Here is a 19,357-nt window from a genome sequence, read left to right as displayed (position 1 = left end):
TCAAGGCCGAACAGGCTTTCCCAAAGTCGGCCCCCCTGGCCCAGGCCGCCGCCGAGGCGGCCTCCGGCCTGCTGGTGCCCAATCTTAACCTGGATCTGGATGAGGTGAACAATGCCCGGGCGCTGGCCCGCCACAATGTGTCCCTGGCCGTGGGGCAGGCGGCCAAGGGGGAGCGCCTGGTGGCGGCCTATCAGGTGATAGACGCCCCGGCCGCCCAAAAGCTCTACTCCCTTAAGGTGCGCCTGGACGAGATCGCCCTGGTTTCCCGCCAGGGCGGCTGGCGTTACCTTTTGACCCTGCTCTCCAGGCTTTTGGCTTTGGGATTCTTCCTGGGGATTTTGATAATCTACCTCTACCGTTTCCGGCCCGAGATATTCAACAACGATTCCCATCTGCTGCTTTTGGCGGTAGTGATCCTGCTGACCATGCTGGGCGGATGGATAGTACTGGGCCAGCAGCGGCTCTCGCCTTATCTGATCCCGGCGGCGGTGGGCCCGCTGATCATCGGTCTGATCTTCGACGTCACCCTGGGGGCGGTGGTGGCCATCACCGGCAGCCTGCTTTTGGGAGTGGTCACCGGTTTCAACTTCCCCCTGACCGTGGTGATGCTGGCCTCGGGCGCTGTGGCGGCCTTCGCCGCCAGGGACCTGCGGGGCCGGCTTAAGTTCATAGTCAAGAGTTTTCTGGCCATCAGCCTGATCAACATCCTGGCCATCGCCGCGGTGGAATACCTGAGGCAGGCCCCGGCCGGGCAGATCAAACAGGCATTGGCGCTGGGCCCGGCCAACGCCGCCCTCTCCGTGGTGCTGGCCCTGGTGCTGCTGCCGGTCTTGGAGACCGTCTTCAGGGCCACCACCGACTACAGCCTGCTGGAGCTGGCCGACCCCGATCAGCCCCTGCTGAAGCGGCTCTCGCTGGAGGCTCCGGGAACCTTCCAGCACAGCCTGCTGGTGGGCAACCTGGCCGAGGCCGCCGCCCTGGCCATCGGGGCCAACAGCCTCCAGACCCGGATCATGGGATACTACCACGATGCCGGCAAGCTGGCCAAGCCGGACTATTTCATCGAGAACCAGAACAGCGGGGTCAACCGCCACGACGGACTGGCCCCCAAGGTCAGCCACCTGGTACTGGTCTCCCACGTCAAGGACGGGGTGGAGCTGGCCAGGCAGCAGCGCCTGCCCCAGCTGATAGTGGACGCCATCGCCCAGCACCACGGCACCACCCTTTCCAAGTATTTTTACCTCAAGGCCATCCAGTCCAGCGAAGGCGGGGTGCTGGAATCGGACTTCCGCTATCCCGGGCCAAAACCCCAGTCCAAGGAGATAGGGCTGGTGATGCTGGCCGACGTGGTGGAGGCCACCGTCCGGTCGCTCAAGGACCACAGCACCAAGCGGGTGCGCAAGGTGGTCCGGGCCATCATCGCCGAGAAAGCCAACCAGCTGGAGCTGGACGAATCCAACCTGACCCTGCACGAACTGAACCTGACCGGGGAGGCCTTCATGCCGGTGCTGACCGCGGTCTTCCATCCCCGGATAGAATATCCCCAGACCAGCATGCTGGAAGAAAAACCGCGCTGATAATATTGCCGTATTTCATATGCCCGTACATTTTGAGCATCTGGTTCCCGTCCGGGATTTCAAACCTTCCAGCCTGAAGGCCCTGTTAGAAAGGATATTGAAGGATGAGTCCCGTCCGGACTGCGACCTGACCGTGATCTTCACCGACAGCGCCCGCCTGCGCCGGCTCAACCGCCGCTACCGGGGCAGGGACCGGGTGACCGACGTCATCTCCTTCGCCATGACCGAAGGGGCTGACTCCCGGTACAATGCAAAGGAACTGGGCGATGTCTTCATCTCCCTGCCCCGGGCCCGGCGCCAGGCCCGTGAATACCGGGTCACGGCCGGGGAGGAGATCAAACGGCTGGCGGTCCACGGGGTGCTGCACCTGCTGGGATACGACCATGTCAAACCCGGCCAGGCCCCCAAAATGCGGGGCCGGGAAGAATTCTATCTTTACGGGAATTGATCCCGCAACTTGAAACAAAAGGGAGTGCTTTAACTTTGGAAATTTCCATCTGGGGCGAACTTCTGCTGATCGCGGCGCTGATATTTTTCAACGGTCTTTTGTCCGCCTCCGAGATCGCCTTGATCACGGTGCGCAAAAGCAGCCTTAAGGAGCTGGCCCACCGCGGGGACCTGAGGGCCAAGTCGGCCTTAAGGCTTTTGGAGGACCCCTCCCGGCTGTTCGCCACCATTCAGATGGGCGTCACCTTCCTGGGCTTCCTGGCCTCGGCCGTGGCCGCCGTCTCCAGCTACAAGCTGGTGTCCCAGGCCTTGGAAGGCGTTCCCCTGGGCTTTGTTGCCAAAAACAGCCATCCCATCGCCCTGGCGTTGGTCACCGCGGTGGTCTCCTTCTTCACCATCATCCTGGGCGAGCTGACCCCCAAGAACATCGCCCTCAAGCATTCCCAGTTCATCACCCTGCTGGCCGCCAGGCCCCTGGAATTCGTGGCGGCGGCGGCCCGGCCGGCCATCTGGCTTTTGACCCGCTCCACCGACCTGACCCTCTCCTTCTTCGGGATCAAAAAGGCCCAGCTTTCCTCCAAGATCACCGAGGACGAGATAAAGGCCCTGCTTTCGGCCGGACACGAGCAGGGGGTGCTGGACAGCAGCGAGACCGAGATGATCCACGGAATCTTTGAGCTGGGGGACAAGACCGCCCGGGAGATCATGGTGCCCCGGATCGACATGGTGGCGGCCCCTTCGGACCTTCCCATCTTCAAGGCGGTCAAACTGATGGAGAAGGCCGGGCACTCCCGGATCCCGGTCTACCGCCAGACCATCGACAACATCGTGGGGATAGCCTACGCCACCGACATCAACAAGACTTTGCGCTCGGGGGTCAAGAACCAGCCGGTGGACGAGCTGGCCCGCCCCGCCCATTTTGTGCCCGAGTCCAAGAAGCTGGACGGCCTGCTGCAGGAGTTCCAGTCCTGGAAGACCCACCTGGCCATAGTGGTGGACGAGTACGGCGGCACCGCCGGGATGGTCACTTTGGAGGACGTGCTGGAGGAGATAGTGGGCGAGGTCCGGGACGAGTTTGACACCGAGGAGCCGCTGTTCCGCAAGATCGACGAAAGGTCCTACCGCATCGACGCCCGGATAGACATCGAGCAGTTGAACGAAGCCCTGGGCTCCGATTTTCCCACCGAGGGTTTTGAGACCCTGGGCGGTTTCATCTACGACATCGCCGGCAAGGTGCCGTCCTCCGGGGAAAAGCTCAAATGGCCTAAAGACCAGCCGGCCTGGGAGTTCACGGTGGAGGCGGTGCGCAAGCGGAGGATCATGGCGGTCCGGGCCAGGCGGCTGGTCAAACTGTCTTCCAAGGCCGGCCCGCCGGACGGCGCCGGGCAGAGCACTCCCACAGAATGAATGGCAAGAACCAATGATCCAGCGCACCGAAGCCGTCATCCTCAAGACCCAGAACTGGTCCGAGTCCAGCCGGATCGTCCACGCCTTTACCCGGAAATTCGGCCGGATGAAGTTCATGGCCAAGGGCGTCCGCCGCACCAAAAGCAAGTTCGGGGCGGCTTTCGATCCCGGGACATTATCCCAGGTAGTTTTTTACCGCAGCATCCGGTCCGAGATCCACACCGCCTCCGAGGCCTCGGTGGTTTTTTACCCCGGCCAGGCCTGCAGGACGGAGAACCTGGGGTTTTTGGCCCCGGCCCTGGAAGTGGCCTACCGGGCCACCGATCTGGAATCCCCGAATTTGGCCCTATTCAACAATCTGCTGGTGCTGATCAAGGCGCTGGAGCACAGCCCCGGCCCCCAGCATCCTCTGGCCGAGTTCTGTTTGGCCTCCATCAACAACCTGGGCTACCACCCGGTTTTGGACCGCTGCCTGGATTGCCGGAAGACGGCCCGGGATGAACTGTTCCTGTTCTCCCTTTCGCTGGGGGGGCTGCTTTGCCCCGGCTGCTGCAAAAAGCACGGGGAATCGGTGGCCCTGACCCGGCCGGTGCTGAAGGGACTTGATTTCTGGCAGCAGCATGATTACCTGCCGCCGATGGATACCGCCGATTCGCTGTTCCTGATCCGGCTGCTGGCCGAGTTCATCAACCACCACCTTTCCGGGCATTCCCGGCTGGTGTCGTTCAAGTACCTGCCCCGGAACTGAATTCAAATAATGTTGTATAAAGCACAAAGCCCCCCGCCGTTGGCGGGGGGCTTGTCGTTGGGCATCCATAGCCCATACATTAATGTATGGGCTATGGATTTGATGTGGATCATTATTTATGGTTTTTGTTCTGCCCTTTTTTCTTGTTCTTGACCGTCCCGGTCTTCCCTTCCAGCATCTCATGGAAAGATCTCAACAGTTCATTCTGGGGATCCAGCTCCAGGGCCTTTTCCACCATGCCCCTGGCCTCTTTGATCTTTCCCTGCTCCATCAGGCAGACCGCCAGGTCGTTCAGCGTCCCGACGTTGTTCTCGTCCAGCTCCAGCGCAAACTCCAGCATCTTCTGCCCCCGCTTCAGGTCGCCGGACATGAACACCGCCCAGCCCAGCAGGTGGGTGGTCTCGGGGTGCCCCGGCCTTATCTCCAGGCTTTTCTCAAACTGCTGGGCCGCCTCCTCGAACCGGGCCTGGTAGTTGTATAGCGCCCCCAGTTCCTGAAGATAGCCGGCTTCCTGGGGGTTAAGCTTGATGGCCGCCTTAAGATGATCCTCGGCGCGCTTGACGTCCCTTTCGGCGATCAGCAGGCCGGCCATCCCCCAGTGGGCGCATTCCAGTGACAGCGGTTCCTCTTGGGTGACCTTGGGCAGGTCGATCAACTCGGTCAGGCTGGCGATGGCCCCCGCCCGGTCCCCCTGCCTGGCGCTCAGGTCGGCCTGGGAAAATAGTTGCGCTATCTTATCTTTTAGTTCCGTCATCCTGTACCGGTCGGGTCAATATTTTAAGTTCGTCCATGATCTCTTCCCGGGTGCAGACATTCTTCTTGACCAGCACGTTGATCAGGGCCTGGATGGAAAGGGCGTTGGCCGCCACTCCCTGCTGAACGGTGATGGCCTTGCCCTGGGGCGGAATTTCTTTTTTCTTCCAAAACATATTGTCTATCTATCCGCTATTAAGCGTTTGATCTCTGCCGAGAAACTGTTTGGTGTTTGCCGTCCATTCGTTTGGTGTGCAAGCCAGCCATACTCAGGACAAGTATTGGTGTTCACTGTTAAGTGGCTCAGGCCTTTTTCTTTTTTCCCTTTGCCGTTTCGGCCTTCCGCCGGTCCATCCAGCTGCGCCGGTCGCTTTCCATCACCTTGCCTGTCTCTATCAGCCTTTTGAACTCTTCCTCGTTCAGGAGGCGGCGCCGGTCGGACGGGGTACGCTTGGCGGCAAGTTTTTCCCTGGGCACAGCTGGCTTCTTTTTGGGGACGGCTTTTTTCTTGGCCGCGATGGCTCCCTTTTTGATCGCTTTGGTTTTCTTTGCAGGCATTGGTCGTTTCTCCATTTTATTAAATGCTTTGACCGGTAAGTATTTTCAGGGCTTCCAAATATTTCTGGCTGGTCTTCTCCACCACCTCTTTGGGAAGTTCCGGGCCGGGATCCTGCTTGTTCCAGTCCAATGTGCTCAGGTAGTCCCGGACGAACTGCTTGTCAAAGCTGGGCTGGCTCTTACCGGCCTGGTATCCGGCCAGGGGCCAGAAGCGCGAGGAATCCGGGGTCAGCACCTCGTCTATCAGGATCAGGTCTCCGTTGAAATCACCCATCTCGAACTTGGTGTCGGCTATGATGATGCCCTTTTCTTCCCCGGCCTTCCGGGCCGCGGTGTAGATCGAAAGCGACAATCGCTTGACCTTCTCCGCCTTCTCCCCGCCAAGTATTTCCGACATCCTATCGAAGCTGATGTTCTCGTCATGCGCCCCGATCTCGGCCTTGGTGGAGGGCGTGAAGATGGGGCTTTCCAGCCGGCTGGATTCCACCAGGCCTTTGGGGAGCTCTATCCCGCAGACCTTCCCGGTCTTCTGGTAGTCCTTCAGCCCCGAGCCGGTAAGATACCCGCGGACGATGCACTCCACCGGCAGGGGCTTGGCCTTCTTGACCAGCATCGAGCGGCCCGAAAGTTCCTCCTGGTACTTGTGACAGGCGGCAGGGAAATCCGCCACGTCGACACTTATCAGATGGTTGGGCATGATACCCGACATTTTTTCGAACCAGAATTTGGAGATCTGGGTTAGCACATAGCCTTTGTGGGGAATGGCATTGGGCAGGACCACGTCGAAGGCCGAGATCCGGTCGGTGGCCACTATCAGCAGGTGTTCGCCCAGATCGTAGATGTCGCGCACCTTGCCCTGGGAGACCTTCTTGAGGTCGGGGAAGTTGGTTTGGGTGATGGTTTTCATAGGTAAATTATATTGCTTTGTTTATTTGTTGTATTTTGCTTCCGCGTCCTGGGATTTCTTCTCCACCTCCAGCCGCATCTTCTCCCGCATCTCCTCCAGCTTCCTGGCGATCTCGGGATATTTGACGGACAGGATCTGGGCCGCCAGGATGCCGGCGTTCCGGGCCCCGTCGATGGCCACCGTGGCCACCGGGATGCCCGACGGCATCTGGACCGTGGCATACAACGCGTCCACCCCGGCCAGGGCCCCGCTCTTCAGCGGCACGCCTATCACCGGCAGGGTGGTGTTGGCCGCCACCGCCCCGGCCAGGTGGGCCGCCAGCCCGGCCCCGGCGATGATGCATTCAAAACCGCTGCTGCGGGCGCTCTTGGTGAACTCGGCCACTTTCTCCGGGACCCGGTGGGCCGAGAGGATCCTGACCTGGGGGGTTATTCCGAATTCCTTCAGGGCCTCGACGGCCTTTTCCATAACCGGCAGGTCGCTGTCGGAACCCATTAAGACCGCTACTTGGGGGTTCGGCATGCTATAGTCTCCTCATAGGTTGGGGCAATTCATTAATTGCCCTTACTTGTTATCTTTTCCCGTTAGGACCAGGACTGCCGTGTCCCTACGTGATTGACATGATCTTGTATTTGATGATGCCGGAAGGAACCTTGATCTCCGCAGTGTCGCCCTTCTTCTTGCCCAGCAGCCCCCGCCCGATGGGGCTTTCCACCGAGATCTTGCCCGAGTCAAAATCGGCCTCATGCGGCCCCACCAAGGTATAGGTCTCCAGGCTGTTGTCGGAAAGGTCCTTGACCTTGATCGACCGGCCGAACACCGCCACCCCCTGGGCCAGCTGGCTTTCGTCTATCACGTCGGCCTGGACCAGGTCCTCCTGCAATTTCCGGATCCGTGATTCGATCAGGCCCTGCTTGTCCTTGGCCGAATGGTACTCGGCGTTCTCCGAAAGGTCGCCCAAGGCCCGGGCCTGGGCCAGGGCGGCCGATATTGTCGGCCGCTCCACCTTGACCAGATGTTCCAGCTCGGCCTTGATCTTGACCAGTCCCTCCTTGGTTACCACCACTCTGCTCATAATTGCCGCATAAATTTTATGTTTATATTTTTTTGCCCAATAGTTCCAATGCTTCCCCCGCCAAAAACAGGGATCCGGTCACCAGCACCAGGTCCTGGGCCGTGGCCAGTTCCCGGGCCCGGGCCAGCGCCTGGCCCAGGGATTCGGTCTCTATCACCGGCACCGCGAATTTCTTGGCCTCTTTCTTGATGGATTCAGGCGAGGCCGCCCGGGAATGCCTGGCCTTGGTGATGACAAGCACCCGGCTTTGGGGGACCAGGTTTGAGACTATGCCCCCGATATCCTTGTTGGCCGATATCCCCAGCACCAGTATCCTGTTTTTATCGGGATACAGCGTCTCCACCGCTTTTTTCAGCCGGTAGGCCGAATAATCGTTATGGGCCCCGTCCACTATCATCAGGGGGTGCCTGGAAACCGTCTGCATCCGGCCCGGCCAGTACACTTCCTTAAAACCCTTGCGGATGGCGGCATCCCCCACCTGCTGGTTGCGGAACTGCAAAGCCCTTAAGGCGGCGAAGGCGGCGGCGGCGTTCTCGGCCTGAAAATCCCCGGACAGCCCCAGCTCCAGGCCGGTCAGCTTGCCGAAGGTGCCGCCCAGGTCAATGCTTAAATGCTCCGGATCCTGCTCCGTTATTTTAAAGATCACATCCTTGCCCACCTGGAACAACCGGGCGTTAAGGTCCCGGCACCGGCCCATTATCACCTTCAGCGCTTCGGCCCCCTGGGGGGCGGTGACGATCAGGCCGTCCTGCCTTATGATCCCGGCCTTTTCTAAGGCGATCTCCTTCAGGCTTTCCCCCAGGATCTCGGTGTGGTCGTGGCTGATGTTGGTGATGACCGAGACCCTGGGGTTGACCACGTTGGTGCAGTCCAGGCGCCCGCCCACCCCCACTTCCAGCACCGCCCATTCGATCCCCATTTCCTGGAAATACAAAAAGGCCATGGCGGTCAGGATCTCGAACACCGTGGACCTTCCCCCGGCCGGGGAGGCGGTGTTGAATTTCTGCTTTTCCAAAAACGGCTTCAGGCAGTCCAGCCTTTGGGCAAAGTCCCGCTCCAGGATGTTCCGGCCGTTGATCCTGATCCGTTCGCAGAAACTTATCAGGTGGGGCGAAGTGTAGAGCCCGACCTTAAGGCCCTGGGCCCTCAAGCCGCTCTCGATGAAGGCCGCGGTGGAGCCCTTCCCCTTGGTCCCGGCCACCAGGACGGACTTGAAGGAATTCTGGGGGTTGCCCACCTGGCTCAAAAGCTGGCGGAACCCGTCCAGATTGTAGGCATCGTCATGATATTTCTGCCCCGGAGCCTTTTCCAGGTCCAGGAAGGACATCAGATATTCTGTGGCGTGCTGGTAGGTCATATGGTTGTTCGGTTGATTGTTCTGGATTGGGAAATATGGTTACGGCAGTCCCGGGGCCGCTTTATGGGCTTCACATATCCTCGTTCTTAAAGCAGAAGCGGCTGACCCCGCCTGCCCCCCCGGCCCACAAGCAGCCGTCCAGGGAGTACAGCGACCACACCTGCTCGTCCAGCAGGCCGTCGGCGGCATGGTAGACTTGGAACTGGTTCCGGCTTTTGACGAAGCGCACCAGCCCGTTGTCGGTGCCGATCCAGACGTTTCCCTGGTCAACCGCCAGACAAAGCCCCTGGCCGGCGGCGTAGTTCCCGGAACGGAGGAAGGTCCTATAACTGCCGTCCCTTTTGTTTCCGGCCAGCAGAAAATCATGGCCCAGCCACCAGGTGATGGTGTCCTCGGAAACGACCGCCGCCATTGCTTCTCCCAGCAGGGCCGGATCGGGGTCGCCATAATGCCTGAGCCTCAGGCTGTCCTGCCGGTCTAATTTCACGGCCCCCCGGTCGGTGGCCAGGTAGATGTATCTTTGGTCGGCGCTGATGCCGCAGATCTTGTGGTTCTCCAGCTGCGGCCAGAGGCTGGTGGTGGTCTTTATGCTCCGCTGGTACAGGCCCAGCCCGTAGTCGGTGCCGGCCCACAGGCTGTCGCCTTCCAGATACAGGCAGTTTATCCGGTCTGAAGGCAGTCCGTCGTAGGTGGTGATGTTACGGACGAAGTCGTCGCCCCTTTTGAAGGCCAGGATCCCCGAACCGGTTCCGGCAAAGACCTCCCGGTCATCAAAGGCCGCCGCCAGGATCAACTGAGAGGCCAGGTCGGCGTTGAACATCCGGTTCATCTGCTGCCAGCGCCCGCCATCGGCCCCGATCAAGGTGATCCCTCCCTGCCCTGCCAGGACCATTGCATTCCCGTAGGATGCGATGCCATTCACTCCAACGCTGGCCAAAAATCCCTTGGTGGCCTGGCTTAATTTGCGGGAAAAGGTGTCGTACTTCCACAACCCCAGGCCCCGGTACCAGACCCAGGCCTCGGTCCCGAACTTCTCGTAAGCCAATGCGGTGATGGGATGGATTACCGCCCATTCGTCCATCATCTGATAGGGAGACAGGCCCAGCAGTTGGACATCGGTCCTGATCCGTCCCAGGTCGGCCGGGCCCTGCCATTCCCTTATGGCCCCGCTGTCGGGGAACAAGGATATCGTTCTGGTCCAGCGGTCTAAAAGATATACTGCAGACTGGGTCCTGGCCCAGACCCCCCTCCCGTCAAAGGACAGGCCCTGCACCGGGGCCGGAAAGATCACCGGGCTGTAATAGAACTTGGAAAGGGAGTTGTAGGGGGTGACGCTTTGGCCCGAGACGAAATAGAAATCCCCGGTCATCTGATCCAGCCCGGCGAACTGAAAGTTCGCCGGAGGAGCCTGGGGCAGGAAGGAAAAATCCCACTTGTCCAGCAGCTTGTCGTAGCGGACCCCGCCGGAGCCGGTGAAGGCGTAAAGATAACGGACATCGGCTATCAGTGTCTTGACCTCTCCGGCCAGGGTGCTGCCGCCAAAAGCCTTGAACTGCTGCCAGTTCCGGATGTCGGCCCTGGCGCTGCTTCCAAAGGCCGGCAGAACTATCAGAAAGAATAATATTGAGCGGATAAGTTTGATATTTTCTCTATTGGTGTTAAATGTCTCTCCAGTCAGCTCCGGAACATACTCCAAAAGCTTTTCTATCCGCAGACGTTGTAGTGAGCGGCGTCGAACTATTTCACAGATATTCACAGATTATTCTATGCAAAATCATATTTGTAGACACAAAAAGGTTTGTTGTAATCTGCGTTAATCTGCGGATAAAGGTTTCCGAGTATGTTAGGTAATCATTTGGTATTATTTCACTTCCTGATGCCGGAAGCAGCTCGTCAAATGATCATTGACCATCCCGGCCGCCTGCATGAAGGCATAACAAATGGTGGTCCCCACAAAACTGAAACCCCGGGCCTTGAGGTCCTTTGACATGTCGTCCGACTGGACGCTGGAGGTGGGGATCTGGCCGACGCTCTCCCATTTGTTGTCCACCGGCTGGTATCCCACAAAGGACCAGATGTATTTCCCGAAGGTGCCGAATTCCTTTTGGATCTTCAAAAAGGCCTTGGCGTTCTTCACCGTGGCCTCGATCTTCAGCCGGTTGCGGATTATCCCCGGATCGGCCAGCAGCCGCTGGATGTCGGGCTGGGTGAACCGGGCCACCTTTTTGGGGTCAAAGTCCTTGAAGGCTTTTCTGAAGTTCTCCCTTTTGTGGAGGATGGTGCTCCAGCTTAAGCCGGCCTGGAAAGCGTCCAGCACCAGGAACTCGAAGAGCTTTTGGTCATTGTGCAGAGGCACGCCCCATTCGGTGTCGTGGTATTCCACCATTTGGGCGTCGTCCTGGGGCCAGGGGCAGGTTTGTTTTACAGTGATGGTATGGTCCCTCCGCCAATGCTGTTGAGGTTATTGTTTCAGCCTGTTTCTGGATTGGTGATCGCTGTTCATTTCTGCCGGGGCGGATTGGTCTTAGGGGCCGCCGGGGGCGGGATGAATGTGATTCCCGCTTCTTTCCTCACCTGTTCGATGTCCAGGGCCTTGATCCACTTGGGCAGGTTGGAGAACATTTTGTGGAAGCCAAAGCCGCCCTGGGTCATTTCCCGGATGGCCTCCTCCTTGCTCCAGCCCTGGACCGCCACCCGGTAGATGGCGCACATCGTTCCGGTGCGGTCGGAGCCGTGCTGGCAGTGGACCAGCACCGGAGCTCTGGCGCTGTCGGCCATTATCTTCAGAAACCGGACCACGTCCTCTTTTTCCGGATGCCAGGCCTTCATGTAAATGTGCTCCCGGACCAGGCCCGTGTTCCCCAGTTCATCCTGGTCGGAGTGAAACGACCTCAGGTTGACGACGGTCTTGATCCCCAGTTGTTTGAGATTATTCATTCCCAGGGTATCGGGCTGGGCGCTGCGGTAAAGATTTTCGCTGACCTGGAAAAGATTGGGCACTCCGGCCAGGCTCACCGGCTGGGCCCAGTTGTCCGGGCGCGGCCGGACGGGACTGCAGGCCAGGGTAATGACCGTGGTTAAAAGCAGGATGGGAATTACTATTTTACTGGTCTTATTTCTGGACCAAATAATGTTCTGCATTAGGCTGAAATATTCATTGCATTAGTTATTACCGGCTAGTACTCTAAATATTTCCGTTTGATAATATTTTTTCTTTCAATGTGTCTTGTTATTGAAGCTTTTCTCCCTGGGTGGAGGTGAATAATTACCGTAATTGTATTGCCTGTTTTATTACTAAGCCACCCTGGGCTGGTATTTTCCAGATAACGTATAAACAATGTGTCGGAACGGTAATATTGCCTAGGCATCCATGAATTTTCGACCACCCGATAATACTCCTTAAAATCACCAAATACTAAATAAACATCTATCACACCGCCTTCGTTCGCTTCTTTATAATTCGTGAAAAGATAAATGTCTTTTACCAAGGTTGCATTTAGGGCCCTGATATCGTATGGGACAAGCACAAATTCCGAATTAACCCAACCACCTTGGTCCGTACTTATATTGATATGATACCAAATGTTAGCGCGTGTATCTGAATAATATTTACCTGCAGCTATGCTATCTGCCTTAAATGGTCCGTTTTGCTTAGATAGAGTTGTAACTAATGGCGATTCTTCAGTATGGTCTTTATAAACCTTGACCTCCTTTACGGTAAGATACAGTGACTCTGAGGTCGTTTCGTGCTCACCTGGTGCACCGGTGCTTGCACCTGCAAATAATTCTTTGAAAATACTGCTCGGAATATTCTCTTCACATTTGTTCTCCTTTGTAAACGCGAGTTCACACGGTAACACGAGCCATATAAAACAAAAAAAGAAACGCCACATAAATATCCTTTCTCTATCTCCCTTTAAGGACAAAAGGGATTCCCTCTAAATATACGCGCGCCAATTCCGCCAGCAGAATGGCCCCCTTGGGTAAAACTTCTTCATCGACGTTGAACCTGGGGTGGTGCCAGGGAAAGGCCGTCCTGGCATCCTTGCAGCTCCCCAGCCTCAAGAAGGCCCCGGGAACTTTCTGCAGAAAATAGGCAAAATCCTCGCCGCCCATCAGGGGGTCGGGAATATGAGCCGCGGCCGACGGCCCCAGCAGGCTCCGGACAACGCCTTCGGAAAAGTGGATCATCCTGGGGTCGTTATACAGCACCGGATATCCCCGTTCATATTCCACCGCAGCCGTAAGCCCGTTGGCCCGGGCCGTGTTCTCGGCTATCTGTTTGATCCAAAGGGGCATCATCTTCCAGCTGTGGCGGTCGATGGACCGGGCGGTGCCCTCCAGCAGGGCGGTCTCGGGGATGATGTTGTGCTTGGTGCCGGAGACGAACCTGCCCACGGTGATCACCGCCGGCTGGGCCGGGTCAACCCTTCGGCTGACGATGGTCTGCAGGGCCGCCACCATCTGGGCCCCGGTGGTTATGGGATCCAGGCAGTTGTGGGGCCGGGCGGCGTGCCCGCCCCGGCCTTTGATGGTGATCTTGAAATTGTCGGAGGCGGCCATCATCGGGCCCTGGCGCAAGCCGATCCTGCCCGAAGGCAGGGACGAGTCCAGGTGCAGGCCGAAGACCGCGTTGACCTTGGGATTTTCCAGGGCGCCGGCGGCGATCATTCCCAGCGCCCCGCCCGGCGGGGTTTCCTCGCCCGGCTGGAACAGCAGTTTGACATTGCCCCTGAGGTTTCCTTTGTTCCCGGCCAGGATTGAGGCCGCCCCCAGCAGCATGGCACAATGTCCGTCATGCCCGCAGGCGTGCATCTTGCCGGGAATTTTGGAGCAGTAGGGAACCCGGTTCTCCTCCTGCACCGGCAGGGCGTCCATGTCAGCCCTTAAGGCCACGGTCCTTCCCTGGCCTTTGCCTTTTAGGAGCCCGATCACCCCGGTTCCACCCACCCCGGTCTTGACCTGCCACCCCAAGCGCTTCAATTCCCCGGCAATGGCCTTGGAGGTCAGGTCCTCGTGAAATGAAAGCTCCGGAGCTGCGTGTATCCTTCGCCTCCAGGCGATGACGTATTCTTTTAGTCGGATGTCTGAGGCTTTCATGTTCTTTTTCATCTTGTTGACAGCCTTTGTTTCCGCGTCTCTGGGAAGCGGGACAGACGTTCAGCCCACCGCCTGGTTCTTGCCGTTGGCCTTGGCCCGGTAAAGCGCCTTGTCGGCGCTGTCCAGCAGGCCGCTGTGGTTGTCGGAATCGTCGCCCAGGCTGGCCACCCCGATGCTGACGGTTATTCTGCCCTTGGGCATCACCGACTGGTTGGGGAACCTGTAATCGGCTATCTTCTGGCAGATCCTTCCGGCGATGATCACGGCCCCCTTCTTTTTGGTGTCTGGCAGGATTATGGCGAACTCCTCGCCCCCGTAGCGGGCCGCCGTGTCCACCTTGCGCACCGCCCGCTTCAGCACCTTGGAGACCTCCACCAGAAGCAGGTCCCCGGCGATGTGCCCGTTGGTGTCATTGTATCTTTTGAAATCATCCAGGTCCAGCATCAGCAGGGACAGCGGGTGCTGGTAGCGCCGGGCCCGCTCCACCTCCTCCTCGAACCGGTCATGGAAATAGCGGTGGTTGTAAAGCCCGGTCAGGCCGTCGGTCACCGCCGAGAGCAGGGTCTTTTCGTAGAGGTCCATTTCGATCACCTTGGGGTTGTCCAGCTTCTGCTGCAGGTTGGTGAAATAATCCAGCAGCGAGACCCGGATCCCCACGTTGCGGCCCAGCTTGGCAGCCAGCTCCAGCTTGTGCTTTAAGATGTTCTCCCAGTGGCTGCGGGCCTGCCCCTCGCTGAAACGCAGATGGGTCAGGGTGTAGATCAGGTCCCCGTAAAGGCTGGTGGTCTTGTCGATGAAACCGGCCTCCATCAGTTTGATCACCTCCTCGGTCTCCCCGTGGTCCTTGCCCAGCACCTCGATGATCTCCTTGGTGAATCCGTCTTTTTTGGACTTCATTTTGCACCTCGTTATTTACGGTGGCCGGGTGAAAGTCGGAAAACCTTACCGGTGGTATCTCTCCTGCGCCCTTTTCCAACCGCAGTTAAGCCGGATAATATTTTATGCCTTCATGCTTGTCTGCCATAGCTTTTGCGAAGGCAGGGTTTTCTTCAATCTATCATAAAACTATTCAACTGGACTTGCCGTTGATCTGGCAGCTTTCCTTGGGGGCGATGGGCGACATCTGGCGCAGCCTGGAGATCATGGCCGGCAGTTCGGCGATCACGTAGTCCACCTCCTGCTCGGTATTCTCCCGTCCCAGGCTGAAGCGCACCGAGCCCTGGGCCGTTTCGGTGGGCACCCCCATGGCCGCCAGCACGTGGGATGGCTCCAGCGAACCGGAGGTGCAGGCCGAGCCCGAGGAGGAGGCGATGCCCTTGATGTCCAGCGACAGCAGAATGGACTCGCCTTCTATGAACTCAAAGCTGATGTTGAGGGTGCCCGGCAGCCCCTGGGTCAGGGAGCCGTTGCGCCTGATATGGGTGATGTTTTTCTGCAGGCCCTGCCACAGCCGCTCCCTTAATCCGGAGAGTTTCAGGACCTGGGATTCCCGTTCCCCGGCCGCCAGCTCGGCGGCCCTGGCCAACGCCACTATTCCCGCCACGTTCTCGGTGCCGGCCCGGCGGTTTCTTTCGTGGCCGCCGCCGTGGATCAGGGAATGGAGTTTGGTGCCCTTTTTGATGTAGAGCGCCCCCACCCCCTTGGGGGCGTAGATCTTGTGCCCGGAGATCGACAGCAGGTCCACCCCCAGCTTTTTGACGTCGGTCTCGAGCTTGCCAAAGGTCTGGATGGCGTCGGTGTGGAAATAAGCATTCTGGGAATGACAGATGTCGGCGATCTCAGCCAGGGGCTGGATGGTCCCCACCTCGTTGTTGGCGTGCATCACGGAGACCAGGGAAGTTTCCGGTGTCACCGCCTGTTTCAGGGCCTCCAGGTCCAGCCGGCCTTCGGAGTCAACCCCGATGTAAACCGGCTTGGCCCCGTGGTGTTTTTCCAGATATTCAAAGGAATGCAGCACCGCATGGTGCTCTATTTTGGAAGTGACCAGGCCCGGCCGGCCGGCCCCATTAGCAAAAAACACGCCCTTGATGGCGTGGTTGTCCGCTTCGGTGCCCGAGCCGGTGAAGACTATCTCCGCCGGTTCGCAGTTCAGCACCGCGGCTATCTTTCGGCGGGAGTCCTCCAGGGCCTGGCGGGCCGCCCTTCCCTGGGCGTGAAGGCTGGAGGCGTTGCCGTAACCATTCTGATAGTAGGGCAGCATGGCCTCCAGCACTTCGGGGCGCACCGGGGTGGTGGCATTGTGGTCAAAATATACAGCGGGCATATAAGCCTCCCTAATGGATGGTTGTGCCGTTCCCTCATTAAGTCAAAAAGGACAGTTATAGTGTCTCAAGAGACCTGCCGCCAAAGACCGGGAGCGCTTGTCCCAGCCTGTTGAGGCATGGCTACTGCTGCCCCAGCAGTCCTTTGCGCACCGCTTCCTTCTTGCTTTCCAGGGTCAGCACCTTGTCCACCCGGTCATCTATCCTGATGGTGGTGGACACCCTTAAGGCCCCGGAAAGCAGGCATTTCTGGTGCATGGCCTGGGCCACCGCCAGAATGTCGTCCAGGCTTCCCTCCAGGTTGGTGCCCATGGCCGTGATCTCGAACTTCAGCCCCGAGCTGCGGGCCAGCCTGATGGCATCAACCACAAACTCGGAGATGCTGGGATTTAACGTTCCGACCGGGGTCACGCTGATCTCTGCTACCGGCATCGGGATCTCTCCTTAAGAAAATTATTTCTGGTCCTGGCTGGGCTTAAAAACTGCGGGGGAACTACTTCTTGACCGCGGCGGCCTTTTTTACCGACTTGGCGGTGAGATGCAGCACTTTCTTGCGCTCCTGCTTTTTGACCCGGGCTATTTTGAATTTAAGTCTCTGTCTTTTCTGCTTGTTCTTGCTTCTGGCCATTTTAATGCTCCTGTGAGTTTAGTTGTTTATCGTTCTGTTTTTTTACTGATTGGATAATTAATTTGGATTTTTTACGGGACGCAGACGCCGTAGTGAGCCCTTCGACACTGGCTTCGGCAATTGCTCAGCCCGGCGACTCAGGGCAGGCTCTGTCGAACTATCAACGCAGATCAAACTGATTTATCTTGAGCACCAGACAACTTTCATAAAACAATTCCTGTCCTTCGTGCCTGCCCGCCGAAGCCTTTGCGAAGGCAGGGTTTCCTTATAATAATCATCCCTAATCTTCTATGCTCCTGTCCCGCTTGAAGAACTTCAGCCAGTCGGCCACGTCGGTCTGCTGCGGCTTTTCATCGGGCCGGGGAGAAGCGGCCAGAATTTGCTCCGCCTTTTGGGCGAAGGCGGCCGAGCCCATGGTCTCCACGTTGCGCCTTTTGGCGAAGCCTGCCACCTGATTGTCGGAGCTGACCACCAGCAGCCGGCCCTTGTCGGCGCAGGCCTGGACCCTTTTCCGGATGTCGTCGTCGGCCGTTTTGGGGAAGGTTGAATAGGCCGTCTTTATCCCCTGGACCGTCTGCTGCCTGGGCTGGGATGATTCTTTTGGTCCGTCAAAGACCACCAGCACATCCTGGCCGGTGGCTTTCTTATAGCGCCGCAGCAGGTCCAGCATCCGCTCCCGGCCTTTCTGCTGGTTCTGCAGCAGCAGGGGCCGCACCTCTTTCCAGGCGAAGGCCAGGTTGTATCCGTCGATGATCAAAGAGCGCGGCATAACTAAAAGGACATCAGGCTTTGATGAAAATCCGGGCCAGCACATAGGCCAGGGCCGAGATGGCGGCCGCACATGGAATGGTCAAAACCCAGGCCCACAGGATCTGGCCGGCCACCCCCCAGCGCACCGCGCTCATCCGCTTCAGGCTGCCCACCCCCATGATGGCCCCGGTGATGGTGTGGGTGGTGCTGACCGGAACCCCCAGGAAGGAGGAGATGAACAGCGAGGTGGCCGCCCCGAACTCGGCGCAGAATCCGTCCACCGGCTGCAGCTTGGCCACTTTCTGTCCCATGGTCTTCACTATCCGCCAGCCCCCGGACATGGTGCCCAGGGCGATGGCCCCGTGGCAGGAAAGCACCACCCACAGGGGGATGTGAAAGGTCTTGCCCAAAAGCCCGGCCGAGAACAGCAGTCCGGCGATGATGCCCATGGTCTTCTGGGCGTCATTGCCGCCGTGCCCCAGGCTGTAAAAGGCCGCCGATACCAGCTGGCCCTTGCGGAAGATATGATCGACGTCCCGGGGCGAGGCCCGGCGGAAGATCCAGTGCACCGCCACTCCGTTCAAAAGCCCCAAAGCCATCCCCAGCACCGGCGAGATGAAGATGAAGGCCACTGTCTTCATTATCCCCGACCAGAGCAGGGCTCCGGCTCCGGCCTTGACCAGGGCCGCCCCGATCAGGCCGCCCATCAGGGCGTGGGAGGAACTGGTGGGCAGACCTACGTACCAGGTGATCAGGTCCCAGACGCAGGCCCCGATCAGGGTGGCGAAGATGATGTGGGGGTCCATCACCGAGATGTCCACTATCCCCCGGCCGATGGTCCCGGCCACGTGCAGCCCGAAGAACAAAAAGGCGATGAAATTGAAGAAGGCCGCCCAAAGCACCGCATTGCGCGGTGACAGCACCCTGGTGGATACTATGGTGGCGATGGAATTGGCCGAGTCGTGAAAGCCGTTCAGGAAATCGAAGAACAGGGCCAGAACTATCAGAAAGAATATGAAGGGCGTCATAATATATGCGTCAGCTGTTCTTCACCAGGATGGATTCGATGATGTTGGCCACATCCTCGCAAATGTCCAGGCAGGTCTCGGCCCCCTCAAAGGTCTCCTTCCACTTGATGGTGGCGATGGGGTCGGTGGAATTGTCGAACAGGCTGCCGATCACCGTGTCCCGCAGGTGGTCGCCCTCGTTCTCCAGCCGGTTGATCTCGATACAGCTGACCAGGATCGGCTTGTGGTGCTTGCTGTGGCGCAGGCCGCTGAGGGCCTTGGCCAGGGCGCAGGAGGACTGCTGGATCAGCAGGGAAAACTGGACCATGTCCTTGTTGACGGTGTTCAGTTTGTACATCCGCATCCGCTTGGACACCGAATAGATCATGTCCACCAGGTCGTCCAGCTCGTGGGCCAGGGCGTATATGTCCTCCCGGTCAAAGGGGGTGATGAAACAGCGGTTGAGCTTGTCGATGATGTCGTGGGTGATCAGGTCGCACTGGTGCTCGATGTCGCTCATTTTTTCGATGTTGGCGTCGTCGAACTGCCCCTTTTCGGCCATTTCCCGGAAATGGGAGGCGGCGATGGTGATGATCTCGGCCTGCTTGTCGAACAGGTCAAAGAACTGTATTTCCTTGGGTATCAGGCTGAATCCCATTATCTCTCCCGGTTAATAATTCTGATATTTTTAATTTGTGGGTTTGCCGCGGCAGCGGGGGGGGTATCAGGGTTTCGAATTTGCCAAGATTCAGCTACTTGTTCTGCCCGGTCTGCAGCAGCTT

The 19,357-nt window shown here is 58.4% G+C and carries 23 protein-coding genes; 4 read left to right on the top strand and 19 right to left on the bottom strand.

The genetic code is table 11. The features are described from left to right. The 4 genes from Q7U71_05945 to recO all read left to right on the top strand — a co-directional run. Positions 1-1,577 (top strand): HDIG domain-containing protein (locus tag Q7U71_05945; protein ID MDO9391299.1); only part of this gene is annotated, 1,577 nt, incomplete at its 5' end. A 19-nt stretch (positions 1,578-1,596) separates the two neighbouring features. Further along, positions 1,597-2,025 carry an rRNA maturation RNase YbeY gene (gene ybeY / locus Q7U71_05940; GenBank protein ID MDO9391298.1) on the top strand — a complete coding sequence of 143 codons (429 nt, stop codon included), beginning with the start codon at positions 1,597-1,599 and terminating at the stop codon, positions 2,023-2,025. Positions 2,026-2,060: 35 nt separating this feature from the next. Then, positions 2,061-3,431, top strand: coding sequence for a hemolysin family protein (locus tag Q7U71_05935; protein MDO9391297.1), 1,371 nt, complete (start codon positions 2,061-2,063; stop codon positions 3,429-3,431). A 13-nt stretch (positions 3,432-3,444) separates the two neighbouring features. Next, on the top strand, positions 3,445-4,179 hold the full coding sequence (gene recO / locus Q7U71_05930) for a DNA repair protein RecO (protein MDO9391296.1): 735 nt from the start codon (positions 3,445-3,447) through the stop codon (positions 4,177-4,179). A gap of 112 nt (positions 4,180-4,291) precedes the next feature. On the opposite strand, the gene Q7U71_05925 is transcribed toward recO, so the two are convergent. The 19 genes from Q7U71_05925 to Q7U71_05835 form a co-directional block, all read right to left on the bottom strand. Next, entirely contained in the window at positions 4,292-4,933 is a 642-nt protein-coding gene (locus Q7U71_05925) for a tetratricopeptide repeat protein (protein MDO9391295.1), read from the bottom strand. Then, the gene (locus Q7U71_05920) at positions 4,914-5,108 is read right to left on the bottom strand and encodes a hypothetical protein (GenBank protein ID MDO9391294.1); all 195 of its coding nucleotides are present in this window, start codon (positions 5,106-5,108) and stop codon (positions 4,914-4,916) included. The genes Q7U71_05925 and Q7U71_05920 overlap by 20 nt, the downstream gene beginning before the upstream one ends. Positions 5,109-5,235: 127 nt before the next feature. After that, complete coding sequence (locus Q7U71_05915) at positions 5,236-5,490, bottom strand: hypothetical protein (protein MDO9391293.1); 255 nt, start codon at positions 5,488-5,490, stop codon at positions 5,236-5,238. Positions 5,491-5,509: 19 nt separating this feature from the next. Beyond that, positions 5,510-6,397: a phosphoribosylaminoimidazolesuccinocarboxamide synthase gene (locus tag Q7U71_05910; protein MDO9391292.1), complete on the bottom strand. Its 888-nt coding sequence runs from the start codon at positions 6,395-6,397 to the stop codon at positions 5,510-5,512. Positions 6,398-6,418: 21 nt separating this feature from the next. Continuing rightward, positions 6,419-6,919 (bottom strand): 5-(carboxyamino)imidazole ribonucleotide mutase, encoded by a 501-nt coding sequence (purE, locus tag Q7U71_05905; GenBank protein ID MDO9391291.1) that lies wholly within the window; start codon positions 6,917-6,919, stop codon positions 6,419-6,421. A gap of 85 nt (positions 6,920-7,004) precedes the next feature. Next, positions 7,005-7,472, bottom strand: coding sequence for a transcription elongation factor GreA (gene greA, locus Q7U71_05900; protein ID MDO9391290.1), 468 nt, complete (start codon positions 7,470-7,472; stop codon positions 7,005-7,007). A 22-nt stretch (positions 7,473-7,494) separates the two neighbouring features. Beyond that, a complete protein-coding gene (locus tag Q7U71_05895) occupies positions 7,495-8,829 on the bottom strand; it encodes a folylpolyglutamate synthase/dihydrofolate synthase family protein (protein MDO9391289.1) in 1,335 nt (444 codons plus the stop codon). Between the two features lie 70 nt (positions 8,830-8,899). Then, on the bottom strand, positions 8,900-10,585 hold the full coding sequence (locus Q7U71_05890; protein MDO9391288.1) for a hypothetical protein: 1,686 nt from the start codon (positions 10,583-10,585) through the stop codon (positions 8,900-8,902). A gap of 105 nt (positions 10,586-10,690) precedes the next feature. Beyond that, on the bottom strand, positions 10,691-11,260 hold the full coding sequence (locus tag Q7U71_05885) for a DNA-3-methyladenine glycosylase I (GenBank protein MDO9391287.1): 570 nt from the start codon (positions 11,258-11,260) through the stop codon (positions 10,691-10,693). 68 nt (positions 11,261-11,328) lie between these two features. Continuing rightward, the gene (locus tag Q7U71_05880) at positions 11,329-11,970 is read right to left on the bottom strand and encodes a dual specificity protein phosphatase family protein (protein ID MDO9391286.1); all 642 of its coding nucleotides are present in this window, start codon (positions 11,968-11,970) and stop codon (positions 11,329-11,331) included. Between the two features lie 35 nt (positions 11,971-12,005). Further along, positions 12,006-12,722 (bottom strand): hypothetical protein, encoded by a 717-nt coding sequence (locus tag Q7U71_05875; GenBank protein MDO9391285.1) that lies wholly within the window; start codon positions 12,720-12,722, stop codon positions 12,006-12,008. Positions 12,723-12,735: 13 nt separating this feature from the next. Further along, complete coding sequence (locus Q7U71_05870) at positions 12,736-13,941, bottom strand: M20 family metallopeptidase (protein MDO9391284.1); 1,206 nt, start codon at positions 13,939-13,941, stop codon at positions 12,736-12,738. A gap of 48 nt (positions 13,942-13,989) precedes the next feature. Continuing rightward, positions 13,990-14,826, bottom strand: coding sequence for a GGDEF domain-containing protein (locus Q7U71_05865; protein ID MDO9391283.1), 837 nt, complete (start codon positions 14,824-14,826; stop codon positions 13,990-13,992). Between the two features lie 172 nt (positions 14,827-14,998). Continuing rightward, on the bottom strand, positions 14,999-16,192 hold the full coding sequence (gene nifS / locus Q7U71_05860; GenBank protein ID MDO9391282.1) for a cysteine desulfurase NifS: 1,194 nt from the start codon (positions 16,190-16,192) through the stop codon (positions 14,999-15,001). Between the two features lie 121 nt (positions 16,193-16,313). Further along, positions 16,314-16,622 (bottom strand): MTH1187 family thiamine-binding protein, encoded by a 309-nt coding sequence (locus tag Q7U71_05855; protein ID MDO9391281.1) that lies wholly within the window; start codon positions 16,620-16,622, stop codon positions 16,314-16,316. A 61-nt stretch (positions 16,623-16,683) separates the two neighbouring features. Next, positions 16,684-16,818, bottom strand: coding sequence for a hypothetical protein (locus tag Q7U71_05850; GenBank protein ID MDO9391280.1), 135 nt, complete (start codon positions 16,816-16,818; stop codon positions 16,684-16,686). Between the two features lie 280 nt (positions 16,819-17,098). Then, on the bottom strand, positions 17,099-17,587 hold the full coding sequence (locus Q7U71_05845; protein ID MDO9391279.1) for an NYN domain-containing protein: 489 nt from the start codon (positions 17,585-17,587) through the stop codon (positions 17,099-17,101). Positions 17,588-17,600: 13 nt separating this feature from the next. Continuing rightward, a complete protein-coding gene (locus Q7U71_05840) occupies positions 17,601-18,596 on the bottom strand; it encodes an inorganic phosphate transporter (GenBank protein ID MDO9391278.1) in 996 nt (331 codons plus the stop codon). A 10-nt stretch (positions 18,597-18,606) separates the two neighbouring features. Then, positions 18,607-19,233, bottom strand: a complete 627-nt coding sequence (locus Q7U71_05835; GenBank protein ID MDO9391277.1) for a DUF47 family protein — start codon at positions 19,231-19,233, stop codon at positions 18,607-18,609. Positions 19,234-19,357: the final 124 nt, after the last annotated feature.

It is taken from the genome of bacterium (assembly GCA_030655055.1).
Lineage (GTDB): Bacteria > Edwardsbacteria > AC1 > AC1 > EtOH8 > UBA5202.
This window is presented reverse-complemented; position numbering and strand designations above follow the sequence as displayed.